Raw genomic sequence first — 13345 nt, 5'->3', positions numbered from 1 at the left:
CGGCGACGCACAGGAGGTCGCGGTGCCAGGCACGTGCCGCGGCTTGAGCAGGAAAGATCCCCTCAGGGGCCGGGCTTATTGGAGCTGGGAGGGCGCCGGCGCGGTTTTCGCCTGTGCGAGTCCGACGAGCATCGCCAGAGGCGGTGGCCGTTCCCATGTGATTGAACATGGTAGAAAGATGCGGCCGCTTGCTGGGAAGTAGGCGGATGTTTTCTGAGAAATACGCGGTGTGATGTGGACGGGGCGGTGGCGCGCCCCGGTCCCCGCTTCTCTACTTCGTCACCTCAACAATCCCGTGGGCGCCGCGTTCGGCGTCGGTCATTACGTGGTTGACCACCGAATAGTGTCCGGCTGCGGGGAACGTGAGCTCCGCGAATCCACCCTGCGCCGCCTCCAGTGGGAGCACTTGGGCGCCACCATCCTGCGTGGTGCCGCCGCTTGGATCTACCGCTGTGCCATGCCGAAGTGTGTACCGTCCTTCCGTCCACGTGGTATCAAATTGCCCACCCACGATGTGGAAGGACAGGGGCTCGTCTGGGCCGGCGTCGAGCACCCAGAACCGCACACGCTGCCCGGCCTTCACCTGGAACGGATACTGGTCATACTGGAAGGCGATGCCGTTGAAAGCCATCCGATCGGGCTCGGTGCCCACGCGCGCGGCATCCACCTCGGTGGCCGCATCGGCCGTGGTGGCCACGTTCTGCAGATAGATTTCGCTCTGCACAAGCACGTACTGGTGATCCACCGGGTCCAGCCCGTCCGGTTCAATCACGACGGCGCCATGCATGCCGGCCGCGATGTGCGTAGACATCGGTGCCGTGGAGCAGTGGTACATCCAAATACCGGCGCGGCCCGCGGTGAACTCATAGGTGAGCGTTTCTCCGGGGGCAATGGTACGCATGGGCTGATCGGGTGAGAGCGAGCCGGCATGGAAATCAATGGAGTGGCCCATGGTGCCCTCGTTCTTGAGGGTGACCTCGAACCGGTCGCCCACGCGGCCGTGCAGGGTAGGGCCGGCCGATTGGCCGTTGTATGTCCACCGCAACTGCCACACGCCCGGCGCCACTTCCAGCGGCACCTCCTTGACCGTGAGTGTCACCTTCCGCGTTTTGGGTCCGGTGTCCGCTTCCAAAGCGGAGAGTTCCGGGGAAATATGACTGGAGATAGGCGTATTTTTGTCCGGGTAGGCGGAGGCGTCCGGGCCGGCCGTGCCGGTGGCACTTGAGCCGGTGGTACTTGAGCTATCGGTGTCGGTATTCGCTTTGCCGGTGGCGTCTGCTGCGCTAGTGGTGCCCGCGCCGGTGACCGTCACCTCCATGGTCATCCCCATCTGGCGGTGTCCCGCCACGGTGCAGTAGCCCTGGCTGGAGGCGGATTGAACACCGTAGTCCACGGTGCGGCTGGTGCCCGGGGCGATGCGCCCTGATTCCACCGTACCGATTCTGAGGTCATGCTGATTGACCTTGTCCGTATTGGTCAGGTTGATAACCAGGCGGTTGCCGGCCGGTACCTCAATAGCTGACGGCTCAAATGTCATGTCCCCGGTAGCCGTGACGTTTACGGTGGTGGTCTTCCCGGTGGGGGTCACCGTCTGTGTGCTGGTGGGCACGCCGGTGAGTGCGGGGAGCCCGGCGCCGGTGCCGACACCCGCCACGATGAGGAGCAGGATAACGGACACGGCCGCCACCAGGCCGGCCGCGGACCATGTGCTTGAGCGCTTCATTGCTCTCCTTTCACGATGCCATGAGGCGGCGTGGGTGCGGTGCCGGGCGCTCCGTCCGCTACACCGCCCGTGCTACCCGTTGCATTGGGGTTAGCTGTGTGTGGGCCGGTTGGGTTTGTTCGTGGGCCGGTTGCGCTGGTGCCGGCTGCGGTGAGGTTTGTTGTGCTGGTGCCGGCATGCGAACCGGTTGCGCGAAGCTGCTGTTTGGCATGAACGCCGGCGAAGGCGCCAATGAACATGAGTGGTACGAAGCTAGCTAGCGTTGCTATGCCGAGCACCGCAAACCAGCCCGGGAACGGTGTGGGCGCCAGCCATGCCAGCAATGCCAGATTTGGCACCGCAATACGGAATGTGGCACCCCAGTTGAATACGGTATCCATGGCTCGCCGCACACTGGGTGCTCCGCCCATGGCTGAGGCCATGAGGTAGGAGAGTGCGCCGAACAGGAGCTGAAGGGCAAAGCCCCACAGCGCCACGAATCCGATCTGGTAGAGGTGATCGGATACGGTGTCCCAACCGCCCAGCGCCATGAAGACGGCTAGCCATACCAGGATGATGCCCGCCCAGCACACGCCGGCAAAAATGGAGGCGGGCGCAAAATCGCGCATGCCCTTACGTCGGAGCGGATAGCCCAGGGTGACGGCCCACACCCCGATGCCCGCCGCATAGGTGAGCGTGCCGGCGAAAGCCAGCCAGTGCGTACCCAGGGTGGCGCCGGTAGCAATGGCCACTACGCCCACCAGTAGGAACCACAGTGCATGGGCGGTACGCCGTTCGGCGCCGGGGGCCATGCGTGAGCGCACCACCGTAGGCCAGAGGAATAGCAGTGTGCCCACCACCGTGAGCCCGATCCAGCCGAACAGGTTGATGGCGATATGGGCGGCCATCAGCCGGCCGCGCCAGGTGTCACCGGGCTCAGCGGCCAGGAGCACGCCGTAGGTTGCGCCGAGGGGCAGACAGCAGGCGGCGGCAAGGTAATAGCGCGCTACCACGCGGAAACGGCCGCCCGCGCCGCCGCGAAATCGCGTGGCAATGTGCGCGGCGTGCCACACCACGGCGGTGGCCACCAGGCAGGCACCAACAACCACGAGCGCCCAGTGTGCGGCGGGGAATCCCCACACCACCAGGGCGCCGCCCACCAGGAGGAGAATGGCGCGTGCATCCTGTGCGCGATTAGACGCGTCCGTGGGTGCCCGATGAGTGAGCTTGCCGGTGAAGTATTCGGACCATACGAGCACCGCATGGGAGAGCGCCCCCAGCAGTACCATGTGCACCAGCACCCAGTCCCATCGCATAAGCGAGGAATTGAGTGCGGCCACAATGGCGGCGGTCAGCCACAGGATGGAGACGAAATCTCGCAGTACGCGGGGTTTACCTTTTGATCTGGCTGACGGTTGAGCAGGCATGCGGGTGGATGAGGGTGCAGGCGGCGACCCTGAGGGCGCGCCCTGTGACTCAGCGCGGCCACTCGACTCCGCCGGCTGCTCATTTTCGCTTATTCCAGCCGTCCGGATCATTTCCTGCCTCCCCTCGGACCTGCGATCACCGTGGTGATGATGGTGGCCAAGAAAGTTAGGATGGCCAGCACACTGACCACTCCGCTCACAATCCAGACGGTGCCCTGGCCCAGCGCCACGTCCGCAATAACGCGAAGAAGTAGACCGGCGTTGAGAAGCGCCACTGGCACATACATGAATGGTTGATATGGCACCGGCAAGCTGATAACGGCCGGGAACACAATGGGTGCGTGCGCCATAATCATGGTGAATGCGAAGCCAATGAAGATGCAGTGCACGGCCGCGTCATAAAGAGGCGTGCCGGGGAGCCCGGCGGAGGCTAGCCAGACCACGCCCGCAATGGCCAGCCACACGTATCCGCCCAGCAGTGCCCACGCCATATACCGCGGAAGCCCCGTGGCATGAATGAGCCGGCGCGGTACGTCCCGCCATGCCAGCCATGCGGCAATGCCTAGCAGTCCGGCGCCGCATACTCGCCGTCCGACCGCCGGCCAGAGGAGCGCGGCCCCTGCCGCCAGGGTAAGAAACACGGAGAAAAATAGCAGCGTAGAAACAGCACGCGGCCCCATGGTGAGCTGAGCCAGTTCTGCGCGCTCCGAGGCGATCGTAATAACAAGGAATGCGGCAAGCAGCGGAAGGAGCGCGGAGGTTTCAAACCGGAGCGAGAGCAGCAGCGCCGCAGTGAGTGCCACACCGCTGAGCATCTGCGGGGCAAGCAGGGTGAGCTGGGCGCGATCCCACAGCGCTATATAAATAAGTGTGGTCAGCAGGCTGCCCTCCACCATGACCACCTTGCCCAGTGCACCTGCACCGCTCAGAGGCCCTGCAATAGCCACCGTGACACCACCGAGCACCAGTAGTAGCGGTGCCAGGTATGCCCAGAGGTGCCGCGGATCCTGATGGGCCAGTGCCTGGGCGCGTTCCAGTGCAATGACACCGCCTAGAAAACCGCCCACCATCACAATTCCGTGCGCGGCCGGATCCTGCCCGGTGACGGGCGCCCAGGTACCCAGTAACAGGAGGGCCGCGTTGAGCCCGCATAGCAGCGCAAAGACGGCCAGCGCCAGGAGCAGTGCACGCGGCGAGGGGCGCCGCCGTACGTGTACCGCGCGGCTGCCGATCCCAGCACCACTCGCAGGCTCCTGCTGCACCGGGGGAGCGCTCCGGGCGAGGCCTGCCGCCATGGGAGGTGTCCCGCCGCGAGAGGTGGTGCGCGCACCGGCGCTCGCGGGATCACAACTGTCGCCCGCTGCGGAATCCTTCCCGCCCTGGTGCGGGAAAATCGCTCTGGCCATCACGCTCCTTTCGTCTGTCTCGATGGTATAGGGAGGGTCCGACAAAAGTCGTGGCCTACCAAGCGTCGCTAAAACTTGCGTGCCCCAGCGACGTCGTACACACCAGCGACGTCGTACACATCCGCGAGCTCGTCTCCTTACGCAGCGCGCCGGCCCCGTATAGCTGCGCCGGCCTAATACCCCCGCGCCGGCCCCGAAGTGCTGACGCGGCTCTCACACCCCGCGCCCCGTCCACGTAGCCTGGAAGGTGGCGCCAGGTTTTCTGGGAAAAACCCGAATGTGATGGACACTTCCCCGCCGCGAGGGTGCGCTTTCAGGGGGATCTGAGAGACAGTAAGCCCAGCAGATCGGGCGGTTGGTCCCGGTCGGCGGCCGGGCGCCACTGCTCGGCCAAGCGGACTAGGCTACCCACGCAACGCGGGCCGGCTATGCCCGTGTCGGATTGTGCGGCGCGAATGCGCCAAAGAAGTGAGGATTATGGGATCGATCTCGGGGGCGCTTGACGCGGCCGCCATGCTGCAGGGCTTTGGGCCGTGGATTCTGTTGGGCGTCGCGATTGTTATCTTTATTGAAACGGGCCTGCTGTTCCCGTTCCTGCCCGGCGACTCTCTTCTAGTCACCGCCGCCGCGCTCCATGTTCAGCTCAACGTGAACGTGTGGCTGGTGGCGCTGGTGGCGTCGGTGGCCGCCGTCGCCGGCGATCAGCTGAGCTTTTGGTTGGGACGGCGTTTCGGACGGCGCCTGTTCAAGCCCGACGCCCGCGTACTCAAGACCTCGCGGCTTCACGAAGCCGAAGAATTCTTCGCCAAGTGGGGTCCGCTCGCGCTGGTGCTGGGCCGTTTCGTACCGATCGTCCGCACCTACGTACCGGTTGCGGCCGGCACCGCGGATATGCATTACCGCAAGTTCGTGGGCTGGAACGTGCTGGGAGCGCTCTCCTGGGTGGTGCTCATGATGGGCGTCGGGCTGGCGCTCGGCCAGATTCCGGGCATCACAAAATCCATCGATGGCATCATGATCCTGGTGGTTCTGGTTTCCGTCATGCCCATTGTTATTGGTGCTGTTCATAAGAAGCGGCAGCAGAAGAAGAACGCCCTGCTCGACGACGTCGAAGCACGCAAGTCCGTAGACGTCCAGTAGCGAGTGGTTCCGCGGGATTCCGGCCGGGTGGTTGCGCGGGCCGGAATGCGCACCGGGCGGGCGTAGAAGGTGGGCTGGCGTAGGAAGCGAGCTGGCCCGTGCGGGAAACATCCCGCCTACACTGGCGGCATGCGAATTTCTCCACTGGGCGGCCGCCGCCCTAAGCGCGCGGAATTGGCGGATTTTGTGGGCAGGCCGGTGGACCCAATTGTCACCCCGCACGCCAAATTGCTCATTGTGGGGATTAATCCGGGGCTGTGGACGGCGGCGGTGAATGCGCCGTTCGCGGCGCCGTCGAACAGGTTTTGGCCGTCGCTGGCGGCTTCCGGGCTGCTGCCGCGCCGCGTGGATGCGGCCGCCGGCCTCTCCGCCGAGGACGAGGCAATGGTGCAGGCGCGCGGCATTGGCCTCACCAACCTGGTGGATCGCGCCACCGCCAAAGCTAGCGAGCTCAGCCGCGAGGAACTGGCCGCCGGATACCGGGCGCTCGGCAAGACCGTGGCGCAGATGAAGCCGCGGGTGGTGGCCATTCTGGGGATCACTGCCTACCGCGACGCCACCGGGCGCAAAAAGGCGAAGGTAGGCCCGCAGCTGGACGCGGCCGGCGCGCCGCGAAAAATCGGCTCGGCGGATCTGTGGGTGCTGCCGCAACCGAGCGGGCTCAACGCTCACGCCACGCTTCCGGTGCTGGTGGAATGGTGGCACCGTGTGGCCGACGCCGCCGGCATGGCTTACGCGTAGAGGCGCGGCAATAATGCGAGCAATATTTTGAATCAGACAGAGCTGGCTCCCATGCGCGTAGAGGCGCGGCTGCCTGTGTCCGGGGCGGGGATCGTCCGCCTATTCCGGCCGTGCCACGCGCACGAACGCGGCCTCGATGGCAGTGGCCGCAGCGGCGTCGCGATCCGTATCTCCAACCACCACCAGCTGTTCGCCGGGGAAGTGGGCGGCCACCTCGCGCGCCAGCTGGTTACGGTCCGGCTCGGCGGCGCCGAATCCGGAGCGATTCCAGTCAAAGGCCGTGAGATCCAGCCCGGAGGAGGTGAGCTTTTCACGCGCCCGCACGGGCGTATTACCGGTGAGCAAAACGCTGGTGGCGCCGAGCTTGGCCGCGAGCTGCACGGCCGCCCAAATCCCCGGCATGACGCGGCGCGGGTGAGCGCGGTAGAACTTCGCCGAGACTGCGTTGAGACGCTCCATGAACTCCGGCAGCAGTGACTCGCTGAGCCCTGCCCAGGCCAGGTAGTCGAGGGAGATGTGAGCGTCCGTTTTTCCGTCGCGGTCCGGCAGTGGCGCATCCGGCACCGGTCCCATCTCGCGGATCACCTCGAGGAACAGGTTGTCGCCGGGGCCCGCCGGGTAGAGCAGCGTGCCATCGATGTCCCACAGAACCGCCGTCATGAGTGTCCTTCCGTTTGTGCCCAGCCTACCGGCCGCGCTTGCGCTTCCTCTCCGTACCGATTCCGCCTGCAGCTCTCTGTCCCGCACCTCCTCACGCGCCGCCCGCGCGCCAGCTAAACGCACCCGCCCGGCAAGCGCTCCCGCGGCCCACCGCGCCCTACTACCCACCCACGCACCCAGCGCGTGCGCGAAAACCGCACGCTCCGGCGTCGTCGCCCGTCTAGCGTCACATTGCCGCCAAACCTACCGAGTGGTAACACAGAAGAGGAGCGCCGGGCGGTCCCCATTTTTCGATCGCGTGTGCAGCCGATGCCCGCCTATTTTCCGCCGCGCCCCACCGAGGAAAGGAATTGCATTTGAGCAAGTGGGAAATTGTTCGCAGGTACATCCTGCTCTGCGTGGGACTCATGATTATGGCCACCGGTATCGCCTTTTCGATAAAAGCGGACCTGGGCACCACGCCAATTTCCTCCGTCCCCTTCGTGTTCAGCGAATTCACGCCGGTCTCGGTGGGTGTGGCCACGGTGCTCATGAACCTCGCGTTTGTGGTGCTGCAGGTTCTTATCCTGCGCCGCGATTTCCAGCCCATTCAGCTCATGCAGATTCCGGTGTCCTTCCTATTCGGCTTTTCTACGGACGTGGCCCTCGGCCTCATCTCCGGCATCACGGTGACGGACACCGGCGAGCAGTGGCTCCTCTGCATTCTCGGCGTGCTGCTGGTGGGACTCGGCGTAGCCTGCGAGGTGACGGCGAACGTGGTGGTCGCGGCCGGTGAGGGGCTTGTTCTGGCTATCACCACCGCGCTTAAACGGCGCTGGGACGTGCATTTCCCCACCATTAAAATCAGTTTTGACGTCACGCTGGTGGTTATCTCCCTGACGCTTTCGCTTTTGTTCGTGGGCGGGATGCGCGGCGTTGGCCTGGGGACGGTTGCGGCCGCCCTGCTGGTTGGCCTCACCGCGAAGTGTATGGCGCGCCCGATGGGGTGGGTGAATCGCCGCGTCCTTATGGGGTTGCCTCGCCGTATTTCCGTCGACGACGCCGCACTCGCGCCCGTCGCCGCCTAGCGCTCGCACTTTCCCAGCCGCCCGGGGGCTCCCTTGGCTGCACCACCGGGCGGGATTGACGCGGCGTCGTCGTACCGTGTCCGGCATCTGAAACCTCCCCAACTTCCCCGCCTTTCGGGCCCACAATAGAAACCGGGGCCGCGCCTAACCCATGCGCGCCAGGAGGGACAAGGGAGTGACCATGGACGTATCGCAGCGGATCAACCGAAACCTGACGGCGCTCAAGCCGAACGATATCCTCGCCTTTAATCTCGAGGTGGGCGCTATTCCGGGGATCCTGCGCCTCACGCTCGGGGAGCCGGATTTCACCACGCCGGAACACGTGAAGGCAGCCGGCATGCACGCGATTGCGGCGAACCAAAGCCACTACACGCCGCCGCGGGGACTGCCGTCATTGCGGGCGGCGGCAGCCGAGTTTTTTGCGAATAAGTACGGCGTCCACTACAACCCGGATACTGAGGTGCTGGTGACCGTGGGCGCCACGGAGGCGATTTTTTCCTCGCTCATGACCGTGCTCAACCCGGGCGACACGGTGATTCTGCCCTCGCCGGCGTTCCCGCTCTACGAGTCGGTGATTCGGGTGTGCGGGGCCAGCCCGATCGCGATTAATACGGAGCCGGACGGATTTATTCTGCGGCCGGAGCGGCTGGAGCAGGCGCTGGAGGAAAATCGGGACACGGTGAAAGCCGTGGTGCTCAATTATCCGACAAATCCCACCGGCGTCACCTACACGCGGGCGGATCTTGAGGCGCTGGCCGCCGTGCTGCAAAAATACGCCGTTTTCGTGATTTCGGACGAGATTTATTCGGAACTCACCTACACGGGGACGCACGTATCCATGGGTGAGGTGTTGCGGGAGCAGACGGTGCTGATTTCGGGTGTGTCCAAGTCTCACGCGATGACGGGCTGGCGCATCGGCATCATGTGTGGGCCGGAGGCGATTATCAGTGAGATCGCGAAGGTACACGAATACGCGGTGACAGCGGCGACGACGCCGGCGCAGGTGGCCGCGGAGGAAGCATTCCGGAGCGGGGCTGATGATGCGGCGCCCATGAAGGCGGAATACGTGCGTAGGCGTGACTACTTTGTGCCGGAGTTGGAGAAAATGGGATTTTCCGTGGCCAACCCCGATGGTGCGTTCTACCTGTTCGCCAAGATCCCGGAGAAGTTCGGGACGGACTCGTGGAATTTCTGCCGGCGGCTGGCGCATGAGGCGAAGGTGGCGATTGTTCCCGGCGCCTCATTCGGCCCCGGCGGTGAGGGGTACGTGCGAATTTCCTACGCCGCAGCCATGGAGGATCTGGTGGAGGCCGTGGCGCGCATGAAGCCGTTTGTGGCTGCGGAGTAAACGCTGCGCAAGCAGATGACTCCGAGCGTGGGAGCCATCTCAGCGGCAGGGAGCGTAGGAGCGGCCCGGTCGGACACGCTCCTACCGGCTGCCTGTCCTAACCGCGCCGGCGGCGGAGCAGCAGCCCGCTCGTGATCAGTGCGACTGCGGCGAGCGCGGCCACAGCACCACTGAATCCTGTGTGCGGAAGCTGACCGGAGGTGGGCTGCCCAGATCCGGACTCACCAGAGGCGCCCTGACCGGAAGGAGTCCCGGAGGGCCTCACCGAGGCGCCGGCTTCATCGGTGGGCGAGGACCCGGTTCCAGAACTACTCGGCTTTACCTCGGTGGCCGTGGGCGACGCACTGGCGGAGGCTGACGGCGAACTACCGGACGTAGCCGCGGACGGATCGCCAGTGCCCTCCACAACATTGACGTTGTCGATGGCAATGGTGGTGTGCCCAACGTGCCCCTCGGCGTCGGCCACCGCCCACTTAATGACCCCAATGTCCGTGAGATCGTTGCGGGCCACGAAGGTGACCGACTTTCGGGCCCAGTTCACGGCGTCGTTCAACTGTCCCACCTCAAGCTGGACCGTAGAACCCTGGTTGGGCTTCTGCGTCTCGGAGTTCCACCCCTTCGCGGTGAAATAGACGCCGGACGGCACGTAGCCCTCGGTCGCATTCATCCGTACGTCAGCCGAGAACGTGTACGTCTTTCCCACCTCGGTGTGGATTCGCTGCTGAAGGTAGGCATCAAACCCGCCCACACCGATCAGCCCGAAATGGTTGGTGGTTCCGTCGGCCAGCGTTTCGGATGCGACGCGGACACTTCCGTCCAGCGGGGATCGCTGCGCCCACTCGGAGCCATACTCGCCGCCGGCGTTCGCGGATTCAAAATCGCAGTTGGTGACCAGGTTTCCGTCCGCGGTTCCCACGCAGGAATGGAGGACGGCCGGATCGGGCGTTTCATCCACGGCGGTTCCACGGGTGACATTGACGGTCACGTCTCCGCGAACCGTGATGTTGCCCGCTGTGACGACGAGGTTTGCGGACACCGGGTTTGCTGCTTGCGTTGCACGGATGGTCGCCGGCGCCGTTAGGTTGACGGTGACGGTTGTTGCCTGGCCGGGTGCCAACGCGGGGACGTTAACCGTGGTGGCCGACCACTCGGTGGGACTGGGAGAGGCACCCGCGGCTGCATTGGCGTCGCTGTTAATACGAACCGTGGCGGTGCCGGCCGGTAGCGTAGCCGTATCTGTGTTCGTCACGGTGGCCTGGACGGCGGTGGTTTCACCGGCGGCGACGTTGACGGTAGTGTCGCTCACGTTGGCGCAGAAGGGCTTGAGCCAGGAGTCATCAAACGTGGCAAAGCGGAGGATCCGGTCCGCTGACTCGTAGAAAATGCCGTACGTGTTCGCGTCAATGGCTACCAGGTCTGTGTACTGGACCGTGCCCGATTCGAATACCTTTTCCACGGGCCAGGTTTTCCCGGAGTCGCACGAGTATCGAATGGTGCCGTTGTCGCGGGCGGCCGTCGAGGCGGTGTTGGAGAACAGGAGTTCCTGCGCCTCTCGCGAGGATGGATCCGCATCGGCGTGCTTGCGAATGATTGAGGCGTTATTGCTCGGATCAATGAGTGTCTGATCGGTGTGAAGGTCCGCCCAGGTTTCTCCGCCGTCATGCGAGTAGGCGACGAGCCGTGCCTGCGTGCCGGATGAGGGGCGAGAATTCATCATGAGCGTGCCGTCGGCTAGCTCCACCACCTTGTTTTCGTTCATGGATGTGCCGATGGCCGCCCCGCGTTGCCAGGTGGCGCCGTGGTCATCGGAAAATACCGAGAATGCCCGGATGGTGTCGTCCGTGTAGCGGCCGGCAAATTGAAGGACCAGGCGGCCGCGGTGTGCTCCCTGCGTGAGCTGGATACCGTGGCCGGAGCTGGCAAATGCCGTGACCATACCGGGTTCATCGATATCTTTGGTAATCAGCGAATGCGTCCACGTTTCACCGCTGTCGGTGGATCGTGAAACCTCCGCGGATACAACACTTCTATCCGCGTCATCGCTGCTGTCGATACCGTCCGTAAATCCGGCGTCCTTTGAATAGACGTGGAAGTTGAAGAGGACGTTCTTTTCGGCGTCGTAAACATAGGAGGTATCGGAGTAGCCGTACTTTGCTTCTCCGCCGACGCCGTCAACGTGGCCCGCATGAACGTAGGTTTCGCTGCCCCACGTTTTTCCACCGTCGGTGCTGCGGCGCTGCAGAATTGAGTTAGGCGAGGGGGAATCACCTCCGTCTGGGCGCCCGTCATATGACACCAGGATGTCGCCGTTGTTGAGCTTCGTGGTTGCGACAATCCGGTAGGTGTAGAAGTTGCCTAGTTCCTGGCCGTAGTTGGGTGCCGAATTATCTAGGTTTCCGGCTGCGATGACGGTGCTATCTAGCGGCGTCGCGTCAAACGCGTTCTCCGCGGCTGCTGGTGCTGCAAATCCCAGAATTGCGCCCAAAACGAGCGCTGCCGACGCCCCTCCGATGGCCTGCCTCATCCACTTCATTGTGGTCCCCTTTAATCGATGACATGGGTGCCCTCATCCTATGGGGTTGAAGCCGGGGACTTTGCAAGATGGTGGATCTTTGCCTGTGGATCAGTCACGGTTTGGGGAGGGCATGCACCTGGGCTGCGCAGATGAGCGGGGAAGTGGAGCGGGCGACGGGAATCGAACCCGCCTCTGCAGCTTGGGAAGCTGCCATTCTACCGATGAACTACGCCCGCAGTCCGTCAAAACGGATGGTTCCACACTACTCGCCGGGTGAGCGCGGAGCCAGTCCGGCACGAGCGATGTGGTGAACGCCCCCTGCGCTGCGGAGCGTTGTAACCCACACGGCGGGGCACGACTCATGGACAACGCCCCCTGTTCTGCGCAGCGGTTGCGTGGGTGAAACAAAACCCTGCCTAGGTGAGACCAGGCAGGGCTGATGCGCTCTAGTTCGACGCCGGTGGGTTCCCGTTGGTGGTATTCACCGGCATGCGGGGCGGCCCGGGTTGCCGGGGCATGACGGTTCGCCGTGTGCGGGTGAGGAGCAAGAAGATGAGCGTGGCCACGGTGAGAATGAGCAGCAGTACGCCAACGGTGAGTTGGAGGATGGCGCCTGCTCCCATATGCCCAATCATTCCCAGCATGGCCCGATGAATGTTGCTGTTGGTCAGCGCGTAATTGATAACGGCGAGAATGCCAAGGATAAATGTGCATACACCGGTGGTGACAAGCATCCAGCGGCGCTGCATAGCCAGAGTGATCACGGCGAATATGGCCGTGACTATCCCGACCGTTAGCAGGAGCGGCCCATCGTTCTGAGTTCCGATTGACATGAGAGTGAGGCTCTGCGTGGTTCCGAAGAATGAAACGGTGACGTAGGGCAGGAAGAGGGAAACATTGAGCATTGCGCTAAGTATTAGAGCGCCGATTGTGCACCACAGCAGTGACAATGGCAGCCGATCATGCGGCGCCACCCGATACGCGGTGCGTGGCACGGCTGCACCTGGTATTCCGGGCACAGTGTTGTGCGGCATCGGACCGGGTGGTGGTGGCGCCGGAACATCACTCTGCACCATGCCGTAGGGGAGGATCTGGCCATAAATCTGCTGGGGCATATCGCCTGGTGAAGCTGGGTACCGCATAAAAATCCTTACGTCGCGTGGACGGGTGCCGCGTTAATCCACCCTGAGTAGGGATACTCAACGCTCCGTAAATGGTATACCGGGCTCGCTTATGGCTGCATGCCGGACCGCGCGGGAGGGCGCCTCGGAACCGCGCGTGGCGACGGCGTCGTGCGCCAGGCACACAAAAAGGTGCCGGACAGCTACGCCCGGCACCG

At 63.9% G+C, this 13345-nt stretch carries 10 protein-coding genes and 1 tRNA gene; 4 read left to right on the top strand and 7 right to left on the bottom strand.

Annotated features, from left to right (window positions below):
- Window positions 1–271 precede the first annotated feature (271 nt).
- The 3 genes from EIH27_RS07645 to EIH27_RS07635 form a co-directional block, all read right to left on the bottom strand.
- Complete coding sequence (locus EIH27_RS07645; protein WP_124040384.1) at window positions 272–1723, bottom strand: multicopper oxidase domain-containing protein; 1452 nt, start codon at window positions 1721–1723, stop codon at window positions 272–274.
- Window positions 1720–3129 carry a hypothetical protein gene (locus EIH27_RS07640; RefSeq protein ID WP_124040383.1) on the bottom strand — a complete coding sequence of 470 codons (1410 nt, stop codon included), beginning with the start codon at window positions 3127–3129 and terminating at the stop codon, window positions 1720–1722. The genes EIH27_RS07645 and EIH27_RS07640 overlap by 4 nt, the downstream gene beginning before the upstream one ends.
- A gap of 107 nt (window positions 3130–3236) precedes the next feature.
- Window positions 3237–4535 (bottom strand): hypothetical protein, encoded by a 1299-nt coding sequence (locus EIH27_RS07635; RefSeq protein ID WP_206424917.1) that lies wholly within the window; start codon window positions 4533–4535, stop codon window positions 3237–3239.
- 477 nt (window positions 4536–5012) lie between these two features.
- Here EIH27_RS07635 and EIH27_RS07630 point away from each other — a divergent pair, with 477 nt between their 5' ends.
- A complete protein-coding gene (locus EIH27_RS07630; RefSeq protein WP_124040382.1) occupies window positions 5013–5675 on the top strand; it encodes a DedA family protein in 663 nt (220 codons plus the stop codon).
- 129 nt (window positions 5676–5804) lie between these two features.
- Window positions 5805–6416: a mismatch-specific DNA-glycosylase gene (locus EIH27_RS07625; RefSeq protein ID WP_124040381.1), complete on the top strand. Its 612-nt coding sequence runs from the start codon at window positions 5805–5807 to the stop codon at window positions 6414–6416.
- A gap of 99 nt (window positions 6417–6515) precedes the next feature.
- Here the strand turns inward: EIH27_RS07625 and EIH27_RS07620 are convergent, their stop codons facing one another.
- Complete coding sequence (locus EIH27_RS07620; protein WP_124040380.1) at window positions 6516–7076, bottom strand: HAD family hydrolase; 561 nt, start codon at window positions 7074–7076, stop codon at window positions 6516–6518.
- 356 nt (window positions 7077–7432) lie between these two features.
- Between EIH27_RS07620 and EIH27_RS07615 the strand changes: the two genes are divergently transcribed.
- On the top strand, window positions 7433–8143 hold the full coding sequence (locus EIH27_RS07615) for a YczE/YyaS/YitT family protein (RefSeq protein WP_206424916.1): 711 nt from the start codon (window positions 7433–7435) through the stop codon (window positions 8141–8143).
- A 181-nt stretch (window positions 8144–8324) separates the two neighbouring features.
- Window positions 8325–9491, top strand: a complete 1167-nt coding sequence (locus EIH27_RS07610; RefSeq protein ID WP_124040379.1) for an aminotransferase class I/II-fold pyridoxal phosphate-dependent enzyme — start codon at window positions 8325–8327, stop codon at window positions 9489–9491.
- Between the two features lie 97 nt (window positions 9492–9588).
- Here EIH27_RS07610 and EIH27_RS07605 read toward each other — a convergent pair whose 3' ends face one another.
- The 3 genes from EIH27_RS07605 to EIH27_RS07595 all read right to left on the bottom strand — a co-directional run bounded on the left by EIH27_RS07605 (window position 9589) and on the right by EIH27_RS07595 (window position 12911).
- Window positions 9589–12024: a sialidase family protein gene (locus EIH27_RS07605; protein ID WP_124040378.1), complete on the bottom strand. Its 2436-nt coding sequence runs from the start codon at window positions 12022–12024 to the stop codon at window positions 9589–9591.
- A 144-nt stretch (window positions 12025–12168) separates the two neighbouring features.
- Window positions 12169–12242: transfer RNA gene (locus EIH27_RS07600), tRNA-Gly, on the bottom strand.
- Window positions 12243–12452: 210 nt separating this feature from the next.
- Entirely contained in the window at window positions 12453–12911 is a 459-nt protein-coding gene (locus tag EIH27_RS07595; RefSeq protein ID WP_124040377.1) for a hypothetical protein, read from the bottom strand.
- Window positions 12912–13345: the final 434 nt, after the last annotated feature.

Origin of the sequence: Neoactinobaculum massilliense, assembly GCF_900604955.1 — a bacterium.
Taxonomy (GTDB): domain Bacteria; phylum Actinomycetota; class Actinomycetes; order Actinomycetales; family Actinomycetaceae; genus Neoactinobaculum; species Neoactinobaculum massilliense.
The sequence above is the reverse complement of the archived record's forward strand: the minus strand, read 5'-3'. Positions and strand labels throughout refer to the sequence as shown.

What these genes read in the sequence shown, in the direction of transcription:
- EIH27_RS07645 (WP_124040384.1), bottom strand. Translation starts at nt 1,723, where the DNA reads ATGAAGCGCTCAAGCACATGGTCCGCGGCCGGCCTGGTGGCGGCCGTG.
- EIH27_RS07640 (WP_124040383.1), bottom strand. Translation starts at nt 3,129, where the DNA reads ATGCCTGCTCAACCGTCAGCCAGATCAAAAGGTAAACCCCGCGTACTG.
- EIH27_RS07635 (WP_206424917.1), bottom strand. Translation starts at nt 4,535, where the DNA reads ATGGCCAGAGCGATTTTCCCGCACCAGGGCGGGAAGGATTCCGCAGCG.
- EIH27_RS07630 (WP_124040382.1), top strand. Translation starts at nt 5,013, where the DNA reads ATGGGATCGATCTCGGGGGCGCTTGACGCGGCCGCCATGCTGCAGGGC.
- EIH27_RS07625 (WP_124040381.1), top strand. Translation starts at nt 5,805, where the DNA reads ATGCGAATTTCTCCACTGGGCGGCCGCCGCCCTAAGCGCGCGGAATTG.
- EIH27_RS07620 (WP_124040380.1), bottom strand. Translation starts at nt 7,076, where the DNA reads ATGACGGCGGTTCTGTGGGACATCGATGGCACGCTGCTCTACCCGGCG.
- EIH27_RS07610 (WP_124040379.1), top strand. Translation starts at nt 8,325, where the DNA reads ATGGACGTATCGCAGCGGATCAACCGAAACCTGACGGCGCTCAAGCCG.
- EIH27_RS07605 (WP_124040378.1), bottom strand. Translation starts at nt 12,024, where the DNA reads ATGAAGTGGATGAGGCAGGCCATCGGAGGGGCGTCGGCAGCGCTCGTT.
- EIH27_RS07595 (WP_124040377.1), bottom strand. Translation starts at nt 12,911, where the DNA reads ATGCTCAATGTTTCCCTCTTCCTGCCCTACGTCACCGTTTCATTCTTC.